We start from the raw sequence: 15,785 nt of genomic DNA on the forward strand, positions 1-15,785 counted from the left end.
ACACCCCGTCGCCGGGGCCCTGACGGGCCCCGGCGGACGTCCCGGGTCAGACGGTCGTGGCGGCGTGCCGGCCCGCCCAGACCCGCATCAGGTCGCGTACCGAGATCACCCCGGCCACCTCGCGGCCGTCCAGCACCACCAGGTGCCGGAAGCCGCCCCGGGCCATGGCCGCCGCCGCCTCCTCGACCGTCCAGTCCGGACCGGCGTAGACGACGTCCCAGGTCAGGTGGGATCCGGTGCGCTCCACGTCCGGGTCGAGCCCGGCGCCGATGGCGTTGAGCACGTCGCGTTCGGTCATGATGCCGACCCCCTCGGAGTCCGGGTCGATCACGACCGCCGACCCGACACGGCGGGTCGACATCATCCGGGCCGCCTGGCGGAGCGTGTGCTCCGGGCCGACCACGAGTACCTGGCTGGACATCGCTTCCCGAACCTGCATCACGCATCACCCCTATGGGACGGTGGCCTCGGTACGGACATGGTGGGCCATCGATGCGTACCGGGACAAGACCGGGCATCGCCGAAAACGGCACCGGCTCGCTACTGTCGTTCCCGTGCCCACCGAGCCTCTCCGCTGCGCCGGCGCGCTGATCGTGGACGACGACGGCCGGCTCTTCATCCAGCGCCGATCCCCGGAGCGGCGCCTCTTCCCGAACTGCTGGGACATCGTCGGCGGCCACCTCGAACCGGGCGAGACCGTCGACGAGGCGTTGCGGCGGGAGGTCGCCGAGGAGACCGGCTGGACGGTGTCGCACGTGCTCGGCCTGGTCGGCGAGTACGCGTACACCGGCGACGACGGACTGGCCCGGGTGGAGACGGACTTCCTGGTCCGGGTGGACGGCGACCTGAGCCGCCCCGCGCTGGAGGCGGGCAAGCACACCGAGTTCCGCTGGCTGGCGGAGCAGGACGTCGACCTGCTCGACGAGCACCGCGACGTCAACGACGGGCTGATCCGGCGGATCGCCGAGGATGCCTTCGCCGCGCTGCGGTCGATCGGTCTGTGAGCGCGACCGTTCCGGGTCGCGGCGCGGCGCGGCCTCCGACGCGCCGAGCCGGAATGGTCGAGGCGGTCGAGCTGCCGCCGCACCGGTTCGCCGAGCTGATCGCCCCGGCGGTCGACCGGGCCTTCGTCGCCGGCATGCTGGCCGGCCGTGACGGCGGCGGCGCGGAGCTGAGTTCCCGGTACGGCGGGCCGGCCGCGACCGGCTTCCTGGTCGAGTTCCGCACCCGGCTCGCCGCGCCGGGCGGGACGGTTGACGGGCCGGGCTTCGCCGCGGTCACCCGCTACCGCGACGCGGCCGCCTGCCGGCGGGCGGTGGACAAGCAGGTCGCGTACGGGATGCTCCAGCGCGTCCCGGACGGCGGCTTCTGCGCCACCGAACGAGGGCTCGCCTTCCTCGACGAGCTGTACGGGGTGCACGCCGAGGTGACCGAGGAGCTGTGGGCGGGGCACGACGACCGGGTGGCACGCCTGGTGACCGCGCTCGGCCGGGTGCTGGCGTACGCGCTGCTGCTGGCCGAGGACGACGAGCCCGGCGCCTTCTCGACGATGGCCCCGCCGCACGAGCCGGCGGGCACCCCGCCCGGGGTGCTGCTGCTCAACCGGCTCGGCACGCTGCGGTACCACCGGGCGGACGCGCACGCGGCGGCGTGGACGGCCGCCGGGCACACCGCGACCAGCATCGCCGAGCTGGCACCGGGGCCGGAGCGGCTGGCGATCGAGCAGGAGACCGACCGCCGGGCCGCCGGGCCCTACACCGTGCTGACCGCCGAGGAGCGGCTCGCGGTGCTCGCGGACCTGGCCGCCCTGCCGGGCTGAACCATGGATGACGGCGGGCGCCCGCGGCCCGGCGCTATCCTCCACCGGTGACCAGCAGTAGTACTGAGGAGGATGCCGGCATGATCGGGATGGTGCTCGCGGCCGGTGCGGGGCGGCGGTTGCGCCCGTACACGGACACCCTGCCCAAGGCCCTGGTGCCGGTCGACGGGGAGACCACCATCCTCGACATCGCGCTGCGCAACCTCGCCGAGGTGGGACTCACCGAGATCGTGATCGTGGTCGGCTACGCCGCCGACGCGGTCCGCGAGCGGCAGGCGGCGCTGGAGGAGAAGTACGGCGTCACCCTCACCCTGGTGCACAACGACAAGGCCGAGGAGTGGAACAACGCGTACTCCCTCTGGCTGGCCCGGGAGCACTTCTCCCGCGGCGTGCTGCTGGTCAACGGCGACACCGTGCACCCGGTGAGCGTGGAGAAGACCCTGCTGGCCGAGCGGGGTCCGGCCATCCTGCTGGCCGTCGACAACATCAAGGTGCTGGCCGAGGAGGAGATGAAGACCACCTTCGACGCCGCCGGCCAGCTCACCCGGATCACCAAGCTGATGGACCCGGGCGAGGCGTACGGCGAGTACATCGGCGCGACGCTGATCGAGCCGCAGGTGGCCGACGCGCTGGCCGACGCCCTGGAGGCGACCTGGCGACGCGACCCGAACCTCTACTACGAGGACGGCTACCAGGAGTTCGCCGACCGGGGCGGCGAGGTGCGGGCCGCGCCGATCGGCGACGTGGCCTGGGTCGAGGTGGACAACCACGCCGACCTGGCCCGGGCCCGGGAGATCGCGTGCCGCTACTAGCCCGGACCATCCTCACCCCGCTGCACATCGACGTGCGGCGGGGCGCGGTGGCGGACCTCGCCGCGATCCTCGTCGACGGGCGGATCTCGGCCGGCGGCGACGTGGCGGTGGTGGTCGGGCCGGGTCAGGGCGAGCAGATCGCCGAGCTGATCCGGCCGTCGCTGCGCTCGGCGGACGTGTTCACCGTAGCCGGCGGCACCCTGGACGCCGCCGACGACCTCGGCGCCAAGCTGCGCAACCGGTCGTACGACGCGGTGGTCGGCATCGGCGGCGGCAAGACCATCGACGTGGCCAAGTACGCCGCGACCCGGCGCGGCCTGCCCATGGTGACGGTGGCGACCGGCCTGGCCAACGACGGGATCGCCTCCCCGGTGGCCAGCCTGATCACCGACGGGATCAAGGGCTCGTACGGCGTGCACATCCCGATCGCGGTGATCGTGGACCTGGACTTCGTGGAGGCGGGGCCGGAGCGGCACAACCGGGCGGGCATCGGCGACGTGGTGAGCAACATCAGCGCGCTGGCCGACTGGGAACTGGCCCGCCAGGTACGCGGCGAGCCGGTGGACGGGCTGGCCGCCTCGCTGGCCCGGATGGGCGCCGAGGCGGTGCTGGCCCACCCGGGCGACATGGGTGACGACGCGTTCGTCACCGTGCTGGCCGAGGCGCTGATCTCCACCGGCCTGGCGATGGCGGTGTGCGGCACCAGCCGCCCGGCCAGCGGCGGCTGCCACGAGATCATGCACGCCGTCGACGCCCTCTACCCGGGCACCGCCTCGCACGGCGAGCTGGCCGGGCTCGGTGCGCTCTTCTGCACCTTCCTGCGCGGCGACGAGCGCCGGTTCGCGGAGATGTCGGCCTGCCTGGGCCGGCACGGCCTGCCCCGGCTCCCGGCCGAGGTCAGGCTGACCGACGACCAGTTCGTCGAGGCGGTGCAGTTCGCCCCGGCCACCCGGCCGGACCGCTACACCATCCTCGAACACCTCGCGATGTCGCCTACCGAGACGCGGGAGCGGCTGGCAGACTACGCCGGTGCACTCCGCGACCACCTCGGCTGAGCCGTCCCGCCCCACCGTCGCCGACTTCCACCGCGTCAACCGCGGCGGCGGTCTGTTCAGCGAGTCGGTCAGCCAGTGGATCGGCGCGGCCTTCGCGCTGGTCGCCCAGCGGCTCGGCCTGCGCCCGACCGCGCTGACCGTCACCAACCTGGTGCTCGGCCTGGCCGCCTCGGTCACCGTGGTCGCGCTGGCCCCGAAGGTCGCCGCCGGGGAGGTCCCGGCCTGGCCGGTCGGGCTGCTCGCCCTGGTCGCCTGGCAGATCGCGTACGCCCTGGACTGCGCGGACGGGCAGCTTGCCCGGGTCACCGGGCAGGGCAGCGCGGCCGGTGCCCGGGTCGACGTGCTCTGTGACGTGGCCGCCCAGATCGCCCTGGTCACCGCCCTCGGGGCGACCGCCGTGGCACAGCGCCCGTCGACGCCCACCTGGCTGGTGGCGGTCTTCGCGGGCACCTGGATGGTCAACCTGGTGACCTCGGTGATGCAGGCCGGTCCCAACGCGGCCAGCATGGTCACCTCGACCTCGCTCCCGGTACGCCTGGTGAAGCTGGTCCGGGACTACGGCGCGGTGATCTTCCTGGCCGGTCTGGTGCTCGCCTTCGCCCCGGCATTGACCGTCTGGGTGATCGTCGCCTTCACCATCGTCAACGGCGGCTTCCTGCTCGCCAGCATCGCCTTCTCCGCCCGCGCCTCCCTCCGCTGATCCCCCGGGCCGGCTCCGCGCAGCGGCTCGCCCGGCCCTCCATCACCCGGCCCTCCACCACCCGGCCCGCCACCCCTCGGCGGCAGCCTCAGTAACGGTGAGTGATCCGCCTCCGCGCCCCCGCCCCGCCAGCTCACTCGCTTTGCTCTGCAGCCACGGACGCAGCAGGCAGCAGAGAGTGACTGCTGCGTGGATGGCTGCAGAGCAAAGGCGGCGAACGAGGGTGTCGGCGGGAGGCAGCGGCTCCGGCGTAAGTCCAGGTCAACGGCGTCCCGCCCCGGGGAGGGCGGGGAATCGCCCTGCCAACCGCTCCCCGTCGGTCACGGTGGGTGACCAAGGAGCGATCGTCAAGCCGAGGTCACCCTCGGTGAGGATCCGCCGAGGGGCGCGGGATCAGCGGCCGGTGGTCGTCGGGTTCCGCGCCACGTCGGCGTAGATGTCGATGAGGCGCTTGGTGACCACGTCCGGGTGGAAGATCCGCTCGTACCGGGTCCGGGCGGGGGCGGCCAGCGCGGCGGCCCCGGCTCGCGCGACGGGCAGGGCGGCGGCCAGGGCGGCCGGCTCCGGCGGGACCACCCAGCCGGCGTCGCCCCGCTTGATGCCGTCGGGGATGGCCGGGCGGTCGGAGGACCCGGCGGGCGCCGAGGCCACCTCGGCCGGACCGGTGCCGGCGGGCTCGCGAGGGGTGTCCGCGCCCACCAGGTACGGGATGCCGCCGAGCGCGGTACCCAGCACCGGCCGGCCGCTGGCCAGCGCCTCGATGATCACGGTGGGCAGCACGTCGTGCCAGGTGGAGGTGGCGAGCACCACCGCGCACTCGGTGAGCGCGGCACGTACCCCGGCCCGGTCGAGCTGCCCCAGGTAGACCACGTCCGGCCGCTCGGCGGCGGCCGCCTCGACCAGCGGGCGCAGCTCGCCGTCGCCGGCGATCCGCAGCGGGCCCAGCGCGCCGACCGGGTGCCGCCGCCACGCCTCCAGCAGCAGGTCGAGCCCCTTCTCCGGGGTGAGCCGGGCCATGTAGAGGAAGCCCTCGCCGAGCGGCGCCGGGGCACCCGGGTCGGGCACCGCGTTCGGCTTGACCACGATCCGGTCGTCCGGGATGCCGTAGTCGCGCAGGTGGTCGGCGACGGCGGTGGTGAGCGCGATGAACCGGTCCACCGACCGCCAGGTGGGGCGGTGCACGGCCAGGGTGGTGGCCATCAGCGCGCTCTGCGCCCGGGAGCCGCGGTAGCAGCGGTGCACGATCGCCGGCACGCCCAGCGCCCGGCCCCGGCAGTCCTGGCAGATCACGCCGTCCCGGAAGTAGAGCCCGGAGGAGCAGACCTGCCGGTAGTTGTGCACCGTCTGCACCACCGGCACCCCCCGCTTGTGCGCGGTCCGCACCACCCAGGGCGAGATCAGGGGGTACGGGTTGTGCAGGTGCAGCACGTCCGGCCGATGCTCGACCAGCAGCCGGTCCAGGTCGTGCTGGGCCTTCGGCGCCCAGATCGGCGAGATCGGCAGCAGCGCCTTCGACACCGTGGACATGGCCGGAATCTCGTCGGAGCTGCGCAGGAACGGCAGCACCTCCACGCCGGCCGCGGTGAGCTGCCCGATCTCGGCGTCGACGATCGTGTTCTCGCCGGAAGGCTGAGCTTCCCGGTACCGGTTGTGCGCCACCACGACTCTCACGGCAAAGAAGGCTACCGTTGTACGGTGCCCGAACTACCGGAGGTGGAAGCGCTCGCCGGCTATCTGCGTGAGCGGGCGGTGGGCCGGCGTGTCGAACGTGTCGAGGTCGCCGCGATCAGTGCCCTGAAGACATACGACCCGCCGCCCAGCGCGGTATCGGGTCGGGCGGTGGTCGGCGCGGGCCGGCACGGCAAGTTCCTGGATGTGATCTTCGACGGCGGGCTCCACTTGGTGGTCCACCTGGCCCGGGCGGGCTGGCTGCACTACCGGGAGGCGTTCCCGTCGACCGTCCCGCTGCGCCCCGGCAAGGGCCCGGTCGCCCTCCGGGTACGCCTCGACGACGGTTCCGGCTTCGACCTCACCGAGGCCGGCACCCAGAAGAAGCTGGCCGCGTACCTGGTGACCGACCCGGCCCAGGTGCCCGGGGTGTCGAAGCTGGGCCCGGACGCGCTCGGGGCCGACCTGGCCACCTTCGCCGAGCGGATCCGCAGCCGGCGGGGCCAGGTCAAGGGGGTGCTGACCGACCAGGCGGTGCTGGCCGGGGTGGGCAACGCGTACTCCGACGAGATCCTGCACGCGGCGAAGCTGTCGCCGTTCGCGATCACCGACCGGCTGAGCGACGACCAGTTGGCCACGCTGCACGGGGCGACCCGGGCGGTGCTGGGCGACGCGGTCCGCCGCTCGATGGGGCAGCGGGCCGCCGAACTGAAGGGCGAGAAGCGCTCGGGGCTCAAGGTGCACGCCCGGACCGGGCTGCCCTGTCCGGTCTGTGGCGACACCGTCCGCGAGGTCTCGTTCGCCGACTCCAGCCTCCAGTACTGCCCCACCTGCCAGACCGGCGGCAAGCCGCTCGCTGACCGTCGGTTGTCCCGGCTCGTACGGTGAGTAATCCCACGCGCTGATTACGGAGAGGAATCGGCCGCGGATCGCCGAAGCTCCCGCTCCGCACCTCTACCGGGGCCGCCATCCATCGGTATAGTGGCTCGGTCCCCGGCTTCACAACCGATACGGAGCCGGCCAGATCCCCGCGAGCACCGACGGACGGCACTTCGCCTCGGGCGACCGTCCGGCCCGGACCCGCGTGGGAGACTGGAACGGTGGGCGACCCGGGTCCTCACGCCGAGTGAGGGCACGGGTCATGCGGGAGGACATGGGTTGAGGTGACGACAAGCCTCCAGCGCCCGGTAACCAACACAGGCCGGAGCAAGAGCGTGCGGCACGTCGACAGCTTCGAGATCCAGCCGCCGACTCCGCCGTCGCACAACGGCGTACCCCGGTCGGCGTGGGCCCGCGCCCGGCGCCGGGTCTCCCGCTGGCACCGTCCCTACATCGCGGTGCTGCTGCTGGTCGACTTCGCCGCCGTGGTGCTGGCCGACTGGATGGCCCAGGAGGCGTTCGGTCAGGCCCGCGCCGGCTTCTACAACGCCAAGGAAGACCCCACCTGGTTCTACACCGTGGCCTTCCTGCTCCTGCCGCTCGGCTGGCTGGTGATCCTCTGGGGCAACCGGGCCTACGACCGGCGCTACCTGGGGCTCGGCCCGGACGAGTTCAAGCGGGTGATCCGCGGCGGCGTGGCGGTCGCCGCGACGGTCTCCTTCATCGCGTTCGCCACCAAGACCGACCTGTCCCGGTGGTCGGTCGGTTTCGCCCTGCTCGGGGCGTTGCTGCTGATCCTGATCGGTCGGCTGACCGCCCGCTTCCTGTTGCACTTCGTCCGACGCCGGGCGGGTCAGGCCGGGCACCGGATGGTGCTGGTCGGCACCCTCCCGGAGTGCCTGGAGGTCTACACCGCGGTCACCCGCACCCCGAGCGCCGGCCTGGTGCCGGTGGCCATCCACCTCACCGACGGGTACGCCGCCGCCCGCGGCATCGAGACCCCGGTGCCGGTCTACGCCGGCCGGGACGTGCTCGCCCTGGTGCGTGAGGTGGGCGGGGACACCATCGCGGTCTGCGGCTCGGCCAGCGCCGAGCCGGGCGAGCTGCGCCGGCTGGCCTGGCAGTTGGAGGGCTCCGGCGTCGACCTGGTGGTCGCGCCGCAGCTCACCGACATCGCCGGCCCCCGGGTGCACATCCGCCCGATCGAGGGCCTGCCGCTGCTGCACGTCGAGGAGCCGACGCTGTCGGGCCCGGCGCTGCTGGCCAAGAACCTGATGGACCGGGTCGCCGCCGGGCTGGGCCTGGTGCTGCTGATCCCGCTCTTCGCCGCGATCGCGATCGCCATCCGGATCTCCGACCCCGGGCCGGTCTTCTTCCGGCAGCCCCGGGTCGGGCACGAGGGGCGGACCTTCCGGGTCTGGAAGTTCCGCACCATGTACGTCGACGCCGAGGAACGGCTGGCCGGCCTGGTCGACCAGAACGAGACCGACGGCATGCTGTTCAAGATGAAGCAGGACCCGCGGGTCTTCCCGGTGGGCCGCTTCCTGCGCGCCTCCTCGCTGGACGAACTGCCCCAGTTGATCAACGTGCTGTGGGGCGAGATGTCGCTGGTCGGGCCGCGTCCGCTCCCCGCCGACGACGGCGACTTCCTGGGCGACGTCCGGCGCCGGCTGCTGGTCCGGCCGGGCATGACCGGGCTGTGGCAGGTCTCCGGCCGCTCCGACCTGTCCTGGGACGAGGCGGTCCGGCTCGACCTCTACTACGTCGACAACTGGTCGCTGGCGTACGACCTGAGCATCCTGTGGCGGACCGTCGGGGTGGTGCTGGCGCGCAAGGGCGCGTACTGACCCCTTGGCGTGCGGGCCGGAACAGGCCAGGATCGCTCCGTGAGTGCCAACCTCTCGGCCGTGTTCGGCGTGGTTTCGCTGGTCAGCGCGCTCGCCGCGGCGCTCTGGGCGGTGCTGCGGCTGCGCGGCCGGCGGGGGATCGCGACGGCGACCCAGCGGGCCACGTACGAGGTCCTGCACACCGCCGGGCTGGCCGCCGAGCCGCTGCGGGCCGGATTGAGCACCACGGGCGCGACGAAGGCCGTACGCCATCTGCGGACCCTGGTGGGCGCGGCCGGGCTGGCCCTGACGGACCGGGAGGCCCTGCTCGCCGTCGACGGGCGCGGCGCGCACCACGGCGACCAACTGCTCGCGGCGGCCCGGAAGGCGGTCGGCACCGGGCGGTCGACCGTGCTGCGGGAGTCGGAGCTGCACTGCGACCTGGTGGACTGCCCGGTACGCGGCGCCGTGGTGGCCCCGCTGAGCGCGGACGGCCGGGTGGTCGGGGCGCTGGTGGCGATCGCGGACGAGCGGCCGGCTCCCGGGCTGGTGCAGGCGACCCTGGAGACCGCCCACTGGGCCGGCGACCAGCTCGCCCTGGCCGAGCTGGAGTCGTCCCGGGAGCGCCTGGCCCGGGCCGAGGTACGCGCGCTGCGCGCCCAGATCAGCCCGCACTTCATCTACAACGCGCTGACCGCGATCGGCTCGTTCGTCCGGACCGACCCGGAGCGGGCCCGGGAGCTGATCCTCGAGTTCGCCGAGTTCACCCGCTACTCGTTCCGGGCGCACGGCGAGTTCACCACCCTCGCCGAGGAGCTGCGCTCGATCGACCGGTACCTGACCATCGAGCGGGCCCGGTTCGGCGAGCGGCTCCAGGTGCGCCTCCAGATCGCCCCGGAGGTGCTGCCGGTGACGCTGCCGTTCCTCTGCCTCCAGCCGCTGGTGGAGAACGCGGTGCGCCACGGGTTGTCCCGCAAGCCGGGCACCGGCATGGTGAGCATCGAGGCCCGGGACGCGGGCGCGGAATGCCACATCACGGTGGAGGACGACGGAGTGGGAATGGATCCGACGACGCTGACCGCCGGCATCGCGGAGCTGGCCGGCGCCGGCAGCGACCCGACCGACGACCCCGGCCAGCACGTCGGCCTCTCGAACGTCGACGAACGGCTCCGGTCGGCCTTCGGGGACCGGTTCGGCCTGGTCGTCGAGACCGGCCTGGGCTCGGGTACGAAGGTGAGCATGCGGGTGCCGAAGTTCCACCCCGGGGTTCGGGCAGGCTCATGAACCAGACGACGGGCTTCCTCCGGGTGCTGGCGGTGGACGACGAGCCGCCGGCGCTGGACGAGCTGGCGTACCACCTGCGCGCCGACCCGCGGGTGGCCCGGCTGCACACGGCCGGGGACGCGACCGAGGCGCTGCGGGTGCTCCGCGACGGCGACGTGGACGTGGTCTTCCTGGACATCCGGATGCCCGGGCTGGACGGCATGGAGCTGGCCCGGGTGCTGCGGCGGTTCGCCCGGCCGCCGGCGATCGTCTTCGTCACCGCGTACGACGACGGCGCGGTGGACGCCTTCGACCTCGGGGCGACCGACTACGTCCGCAAGCCGGTGCGGGCCGAGCGGCTGGCCGAGTCGCTGCGCCGGGTCATCGGCTCGCGGGTGGTCCCGTCGCATCCGGCGGCCCTGGCCCGGGCGGAGGAGGATCCGACCATCCCGATCGAGCTGGCCGGGACGACCCGGATGCTGCCCCGCTCGGCGGTGCGCTGGGTGGAGGCGCAGGGCGACTACGCGCGGCTGCACACCGCGGACGGCTCGCATCTGGTCCGGGTCTCCCTGGCCACGCTGGCGGAGCGCTGGGCCGACGCGGGCTTCGTCCGGATCCACCGGTCGTACCTGGTGCAGCTGAAGCTGATCGCCGAGCTGCGGCTGGTCAACTCGGGCTACGTGGTGGTGATCGACGGTACGGAGCTGCCGGTGAGCCGCCGGCACACCCGGGAGTTGAAGGACAAGCTGGTCCGAGCGGCGAAACAGGACTGGAACCGCTAGGACGGGAATAATCGCCGCGAGATCGTACGCTGTACGGTAGGCCGTACGACAATCGTGGAGGTCCCCGTGCCCGCTTCACCGTCCGTCGCCGCTCCCTTCGACGCCGCCGCCGAGTTCGACCGCCAGGTCGACACCCTGCTCCGCCTCGGCTACCCGGCGCTGGCCGGGCGCACCGAGGAGGAATTCCGCGAACTGGTCGCCCCGCTGCGCGCCGCCGCCCTCGCCGGGCCGCCGGCGACCCCGGGCCGGCCCACGCCCGAACTGTCCGCCCCGACCGAGGCCCGGGTCCCGTTCCTGCTGGTGGTCACCCGTGAACTGGTGCCCGTCGAGGCCCGGCTGGCGCTGACCACCCTCGCCGGCAAGCGCAAGCCCGGCTTCCTCGACCGGCACTTCGCCGACGGCGACCTGCCGACGTTCCACCCGATCAAGGAACTGGAGGTGCCGGCCGGGCCGGCATACCTGCTCTTCGACGTGGACCGCGGCGAGGAGTACAGGAACCTGCCCCCGTCCACCGCCCTGGAGGAGATGACCGCGCAGGGCCGGCTGCCGCTCACCATCGACGAAGGGCTGGCCTTCATCACGCTGCACCCGCCGGCGCTGGCCAGCAACCGGTGCTTCTCGCTGGTCGGTTCGCGCTGCGGCGACAGGCGGGTGCCGGCGCTCTGGATCAGCCAGGGCGCGCCGAAGCTCGGCTGGTGCTGGTACGGCAACCCGCACACCTGGCTCGGTTCGGCCACCGCCCACCCGGTCCGGGTCGGCCTCGAGTGAGCCCCGGCTCAGTGCCGCCCGCTCAGAAGATGTCGGCGAGCGACAGGACGAGCGGGAACGGGTGATCCGTCCGGAAGACGTCCGCGGCGGAGAGAACCTCGGCCTCCCGGTAGCCGGTGCCGACGTGCTCCAGCACGGTCAGGGTCTGCTTGCGGGGCTCGACCAGCCAGTAGTGGGGTATCCCGGCCACGCCGTACTCATGGCGTTTGAGCACCAGGTCGCGACCGGCGTTGCCGGGCGAGACGACCTCCACCACGAGGAGCACGTCGGCCGGCGCCAGCGCTGGCCCACCCCGGTCCAGGGCGTCCTCCCGCGCCACGAAGAGATCCGGGACGAAGTAGGAGGAGCGTTTCGCGCTGACCCCGATGTCCTGCCCGACAAGCAGACCGGGCGGCGCCTGCCGGTCGAGGAGCCGCCGGAGGCGATTGGCGACCGCCCCGTGGAAGACGTCCGCATGAGGGGACACGAGCAGGCTCCCGTCGAAGATCTCGTAGTCCTGGCCGTCCTCGGGAAGGTCCTGGAGGTCGTCCACCGTCCAGGCTCCGCCGTCGCCGGGCCGAGCTGGGCTGATCACCGTCACACCTCCTCTCTACCGGCCAACCCTGACATCCAGCCCGGTTGTCCACAACGACCCGGCCGTCATCCACCGGGTTATCCACAGGAGTGACGCGTTCTCCACAGGTTGTTCACAACGCGCGCCACCGATCTCCACGGCCGGTCCCTACAGTCGGACGCCATGAAGGAACGCCGGGTACTGGTGGTCGAGGACGAACGGACCATCGCCGAGTCGGTCGCCGCCCGCCTCCGCGCGGAGGGCTTCGCCGTGGACATCGCCGGGGACGGTCCGAGCGCCGTCGAGAAGTTCCGGGCCGGTCAGCACGATCTCGTCGTCCTCGACGTGATGCTGCCCGGCTTCGACGGGCTGGAGGTGTGCCGGCGGATCCAGGCCGACCGGCCGGTGCCGGTGCTGATGCTCACCGCCCGCGACGACGAGACGGACCTGTTGGTCGGGCTCGCCGTCGGCGCCGACGACTACCTGACCAAGCCGTTCTCGATGCGGGAGCTGGCGGCCCGGGTGCACGTGCTGCTGCGACGGGTGGAACGCGCCACCACGACCGCGCCGGCCACGCTGAGGCTGGGCGACATCGAGATCAGCCCGGACGAGCGGCGGGTGGCCAAGGGCGGCGTCGAGGTGCACCTGACGCCCACCGAGTTCGACCTGCTGGTGCACCTGGCCGGTCGGCCGCGCACGGTGCTGCCCCGGGAACGGCTGCTCGCGGACGTCTGGGGCTGGGCGGAGGGCTCCGGCACCCGTACCGTCGACAGCCACGTCAAGGCGCTGCGACGCAAGCTCGGCGCGGACCTGATCCGGACGGTGCACGGCGTCGGGTACGCGCTGGAGGTCCCGGCGTGACCGGCCGTCTGGTGGACTGGCTGAACGATCACCTGCCCCGCCCGCTGGACCCGGTCCGCTCGATCAAGATGAAGCTCGGCGTCCTGCTGGTCGCCTCCTGGGCCGTCGCCGTCGCCTACTTCTGGTGGGGCATCGGCTGGCTCCCGCCGGGCACCTCGCTCACCGCCATCGCCATCGCCCTGCTCACCGCGCAGGTGCTGGCGCACGGCATGACCTCGCCGCTGCGGGAGATGACCGCCGCGGCCGGGGCGATGGCCCGGGGTGACTACACCCGCCGGGTCCGGGCCACCTCCCGGGACGAGGTGGGCGAGCTGGCCCACGCGTTCAACAAGATGGCCGCCGACCTGGCCGCCGCCGACCAGCGCCGGCGCGAGCTGATCGCGAACGTCTCGCACGAGCTGCGTACGCCGATCACCGCGTTGCAGGGCGTGCTGGAGAACCTGGTCGACGGGGTGGCCACCCCCGAACCGGCGGCGCTGCGCGCCGCGCTCGCCCAGACCGAGCGGCTCGGGCACCTCGTCGCCGACCTGCTCGACCTGTCCCGGCTCGACGCCGGGGTGGTCCCGCTGCGCCGGGTCCGGATCGACGTCGCCGACTTCCTCGACGAGGCGGTGGAACACGCCGCCGCGACCGCCGCCGGCACCGGGCAGGACGTCCACTTCCGGCTCCGGCCACTGCCCGCGCCGCTGGCCGTGCACGCCGACCCGGGGCGGCTGCACCAGGTCTTCGCCAACCTGCTCGACAACGCCGCCCGGCACAGCCCACCCGGCGGGACGGTGCTGGTCGCCGCCGAGGAGCGGGCCGGGCAGCTGCACGTCGAGGTGACCGACGAGGGCGACGGCATCCCGGCGGCCGAGCGGTCCCGGGTGTTCGAACGGTTCACCCGGGGCGAGCGGGCCGCCGGGGGCGGGACCGGGCTGGGCCTGGCCATCGCCCGCTGGGTGGTCGAACTGCACGGCGGCACCATCCGGGTCGCCGACCCGCCCGCCCGGGCACCGGGCACCCGCGCCGGCTGCCGCATCGAGGTCACCCTTCCGCGTACCGAGCCCGCCCGAGGAGAGGCAGCATGACGACCGCGCCCCCGCCCCGACCGCCCGTCGACCCCCGGCTGGTGCTGCCCCATCCCGCCGGCCCGCATCCGTACGCGGCCCCGCCGCCCGTCGCCCGCCCGGCACCGCAGCCCACCGCCTGGGAGCGGCGCTGGCCGGGGGCGACCGGGGCGGTCCCGCCCGTGGTGCTCGGCGCGGTGGCGGTGGCCGCCGGGGTGAGCGCCTCGGTGGTGCCGCTGGACCGGCCGGGGCTGGGTTGGCTGGTCGCCACGGTGGCCGGAGCCGTCGCCCTCGGCACGGCCGCCGTCGCCCGCCCCCGGCCGGCACCGTCCGCTCCGGTGATCCCGACGCCGCAGGCCACCGGGCCACAGTCCACCGCGCCGCAGGACGCCGGGCCGCGGCGGCCCGCAGCGGCCGGGTCGCCGGCAGTGGGCGTACCCGAGGAGAGCGGCACCACCGCGACCGCCCGTCCCGACGCCACGGGGGCGTCGGGGCGGGTGGCCCGGCTGGTCTGGGCGGTCGCGACCGTCGCCCTGGTCGGGGTCGGCACGGTACGCGCCGCCGGCTGGCTCTTCGCGCTCTGCCTGCTCGCCGCCGCCGGCACCGCCTCGCTCGCCGTGACCGGCGGGCGTACCCCGCTGGGCCTGCTGACGGCCGGCCTGCTCCCGCCGGTCGCCACCCTGCGGGCGCTGCCCTGGGCGGCCCGGGGGCTGCCCCGGCCCCGGCCGGGCGGCCCGAGCGTGGGACGGAGCCTGGTCAGCGTCGCGGTCACCGTCGTGCTGCTGCTCCTGTTCGGGCTGCTCTTCGCCTCGGCCGACGCGGTCTTCGCGGATCTGGTGGCCGAGGCGCTGCCCGACGTCTCCACGCCGGGCGTGTTCGGCTGGGTGGTCCGCCTGCTGCTGGTCGGGGCGGTGCTGCTCGGTGGGGCGTACCTGCTGGCCGCGCCGCCCGACCTGGAGCTGCGGGCCGGGACGGCCCGGGCGGTCCGGCGCCTGGAGTGGGTGCTGCCGCTGGCCCTGCTCGACGCGCTCTTCGCCGCCTTCGTGCTGGTGCAGCTGACCGTGCTCTTCGGCGGCTCGGGGCACGTGCTGCGCACCGCCGGGCTGACCTACGCCGAGTACGCCCGCAGCGGGTTCTGGCAGCTGCTCGCGGTCTCCGCGCTGACCCTGCTGGTGATCGCCGGCGCGCTGCGTTGGGCGCCCCGGCGCACCCGCGCCGACCGGGCCCTGATCCGGCTGCTGATCGGCGGGCTGACCGCGCTGAGCCTGGTGATCGTGGCCTCGGCGCAATACCGGATGCAGGTCTACACCGACGCGTACGGGGCGACCCGGCTGCGCCTGGTGGTGGCGACCGTGGAGCTCTGGTTGGGACTGCTCTTCCTGCTGGTCGGGGTGGCCACCGTCCGGCTCCGGGGCGCCTGGCTGCCCCGGCTGGTGCTGGGCGCCGGGGTGGTCGCCCTGCTCGGGCTCGCCGTGGTCAACCCGGACCGGCTGATCGCCGAGCGGAACGTCGACCGGTGGCAGCGGATCGACCGGCTGGACGTCGAGTACCTGTCCCGGCTCTCGGCGGACGCCGTACCGGCCCTGGATCGGCTGCCGGAGCCGCTGCGCTCCTGCGCGCTCCGGGAGATCGCCGCCGAGCTGCCGGCGGACGGCTGGCGGGCCGCGAACGCGGGCCGGGCGCAGGCCCGGGCGGTGCTCGGCGCGGACCCGACCACCGTCGCCGCGGCTTCCTGCCCTTGACATTCCCG

The 15,785-nt window shown here is 74.0% G+C and carries 16 protein-coding genes; 13 read left to right on the forward strand and 3 right to left on the reverse strand.

Translation table 11 applies throughout. The features are described from left to right. Nucleotides 1-46: 46 nt before the first annotated feature. Nucleotides 47-439: a cyclic nucleotide-binding/CBS domain-containing protein gene (locus ACGFI9_RS19555; protein WP_393179548.1), complete on the reverse strand. Its 393-nt coding sequence runs from the start codon at nucleotides 437-439 to the stop codon at nucleotides 47-49. 115 nt (nucleotides 440-554) lie between these two features. Between ACGFI9_RS19555 and ACGFI9_RS19560 the strand changes: the two genes are divergently transcribed. From ACGFI9_RS19560 to ACGFI9_RS19580, 5 genes are all read left to right on the forward strand, one after another. Then, nucleotides 555-1,004: an NUDIX hydrolase gene (locus ACGFI9_RS19560; RefSeq protein ID WP_393179550.1), complete on the forward strand. Its 450-nt coding sequence runs from the start codon at nucleotides 555-557 to the stop codon at nucleotides 1,002-1,004. A gap of 53 nt (nucleotides 1,005-1,057) precedes the next feature. After that, the gene (locus ACGFI9_RS19565; RefSeq protein WP_393179552.1) at nucleotides 1,058-1,819 is read left to right on the forward strand and encodes a hypothetical protein; all 762 of its coding nucleotides are present in this window, start codon (nucleotides 1,058-1,060) and stop codon (nucleotides 1,817-1,819) included. Nucleotides 1,820-1,899: 80 nt separating this feature from the next. Next, a complete protein-coding gene (locus ACGFI9_RS19570; protein ID WP_393180138.1) occupies nucleotides 1,900-2,631 on the forward strand; it encodes a sugar phosphate nucleotidyltransferase in 732 nt (243 codons plus the stop codon). Next, nucleotides 2,619-3,686 (forward strand): iron-containing alcohol dehydrogenase family protein, encoded by a 1,068-nt coding sequence (locus ACGFI9_RS19575; protein ID WP_393179554.1) that lies wholly within the window; start codon nucleotides 2,619-2,621, stop codon nucleotides 3,684-3,686. The genes ACGFI9_RS19570 and ACGFI9_RS19575 overlap by 13 nt, the downstream gene beginning before the upstream one ends. Beyond that, nucleotides 3,661-4,386, forward strand: coding sequence for a CDP-alcohol phosphatidyltransferase family protein (locus ACGFI9_RS19580; protein ID WP_393179556.1), 726 nt, complete (start codon nucleotides 3,661-3,663; stop codon nucleotides 4,384-4,386). Before ACGFI9_RS19575 ends, ACGFI9_RS19580 begins: the two co-directional genes overlap by 26 nt. Nucleotides 4,387-4,779: 393 nt before the next feature. On the opposite strand, the gene ACGFI9_RS19585 is transcribed toward ACGFI9_RS19580, so the two are convergent. Further along, complete coding sequence (locus ACGFI9_RS19585; RefSeq protein WP_393179558.1) at nucleotides 4,780-6,057, reverse strand: glycosyltransferase family 4 protein; 1,278 nt, start codon at nucleotides 6,055-6,057, stop codon at nucleotides 4,780-4,782. A gap of 24 nt (nucleotides 6,058-6,081) precedes the next feature. On the opposite strand from ACGFI9_RS19585, the gene ACGFI9_RS19590 reads away from it, so the two are divergent. From ACGFI9_RS19590 to ACGFI9_RS19610, 5 genes are all read left to right on the forward strand, one after another. Next, on the forward strand, nucleotides 6,082-6,942 hold the full coding sequence (locus tag ACGFI9_RS19590) for an Fpg/Nei family DNA glycosylase (protein WP_393179560.1): 861 nt from the start codon (nucleotides 6,082-6,084) through the stop codon (nucleotides 6,940-6,942). A gap of 326 nt (nucleotides 6,943-7,268) precedes the next feature. Beyond that, the gene (locus ACGFI9_RS19595) at nucleotides 7,269-8,780 is read left to right on the forward strand and encodes a sugar transferase (RefSeq protein ID WP_393179562.1); all 1,512 of its coding nucleotides are present in this window, start codon (nucleotides 7,269-7,271) and stop codon (nucleotides 8,778-8,780) included. Nucleotides 8,781-8,819: 39 nt separating this feature from the next. Continuing rightward, on the forward strand, nucleotides 8,820-10,043 hold the full coding sequence (locus tag ACGFI9_RS19600; protein WP_393179564.1) for a sensor histidine kinase: 1,224 nt from the start codon (nucleotides 8,820-8,822) through the stop codon (nucleotides 10,041-10,043). Beyond that, a complete protein-coding gene (locus ACGFI9_RS19605; protein ID WP_393179566.1) occupies nucleotides 10,040-10,804 on the forward strand; it encodes a LytR/AlgR family response regulator transcription factor in 765 nt (254 codons plus the stop codon). The genes ACGFI9_RS19600 and ACGFI9_RS19605 overlap by 4 nt, the downstream gene beginning before the upstream one ends. A 66-nt stretch (nucleotides 10,805-10,870) precedes the next feature. Further along, complete coding sequence (locus tag ACGFI9_RS19610; RefSeq protein ID WP_393179568.1) at nucleotides 10,871-11,572, forward strand: DUF5701 family protein; 702 nt, start codon at nucleotides 10,871-10,873, stop codon at nucleotides 11,570-11,572. A gap of 22 nt (nucleotides 11,573-11,594) precedes the next feature. Here ACGFI9_RS19610 and ACGFI9_RS19615 read toward each other — a convergent pair whose 3' ends face one another. Next, the gene (locus tag ACGFI9_RS19615; RefSeq protein WP_393179570.1) at nucleotides 11,595-12,146 is read right to left on the reverse strand and encodes a Uma2 family endonuclease; all 552 of its coding nucleotides are present in this window, start codon (nucleotides 12,144-12,146) and stop codon (nucleotides 11,595-11,597) included. 162 nt (nucleotides 12,147-12,308) lie between these two features. On the opposite strand from ACGFI9_RS19615, the gene ACGFI9_RS19620 reads away from it, so the two are divergent. From ACGFI9_RS19620 to ACGFI9_RS19630, 3 genes are read left to right on the forward strand one after another with little or no spacing between them, the layout of a single operon-like run. Beyond that, complete coding sequence (locus ACGFI9_RS19620; RefSeq protein WP_393179572.1) at nucleotides 12,309-12,986, forward strand: response regulator transcription factor; 678 nt, start codon at nucleotides 12,309-12,311, stop codon at nucleotides 12,984-12,986. Further along, nucleotides 12,983-14,056 carry an ATP-binding protein gene (locus ACGFI9_RS19625; RefSeq protein WP_393179574.1) on the forward strand — a complete coding sequence of 358 codons (1,074 nt, stop codon included), beginning with the start codon at nucleotides 12,983-12,985 and terminating at the stop codon, nucleotides 14,054-14,056. Before ACGFI9_RS19620 ends, ACGFI9_RS19625 begins: the two co-directional genes overlap by 4 nt. Beyond that, nucleotides 14,053-15,777, forward strand: a complete 1,725-nt coding sequence (locus tag ACGFI9_RS19630) for a DUF4153 domain-containing protein (protein ID WP_393179575.1) — start codon at nucleotides 14,053-14,055, stop codon at nucleotides 15,775-15,777. Before ACGFI9_RS19625 ends, ACGFI9_RS19630 begins: the two co-directional genes overlap by 4 nt. The last annotated feature ends 8 nt before the right edge of the window (nucleotides 15,778-15,785 follow it).

The organism is Micromonospora sp. NPDC048930, assembly GCF_043197935.1.
Lineage (GTDB): Bacteria > Actinomycetota > Actinomycetes > Mycobacteriales > Micromonosporaceae > Micromonospora.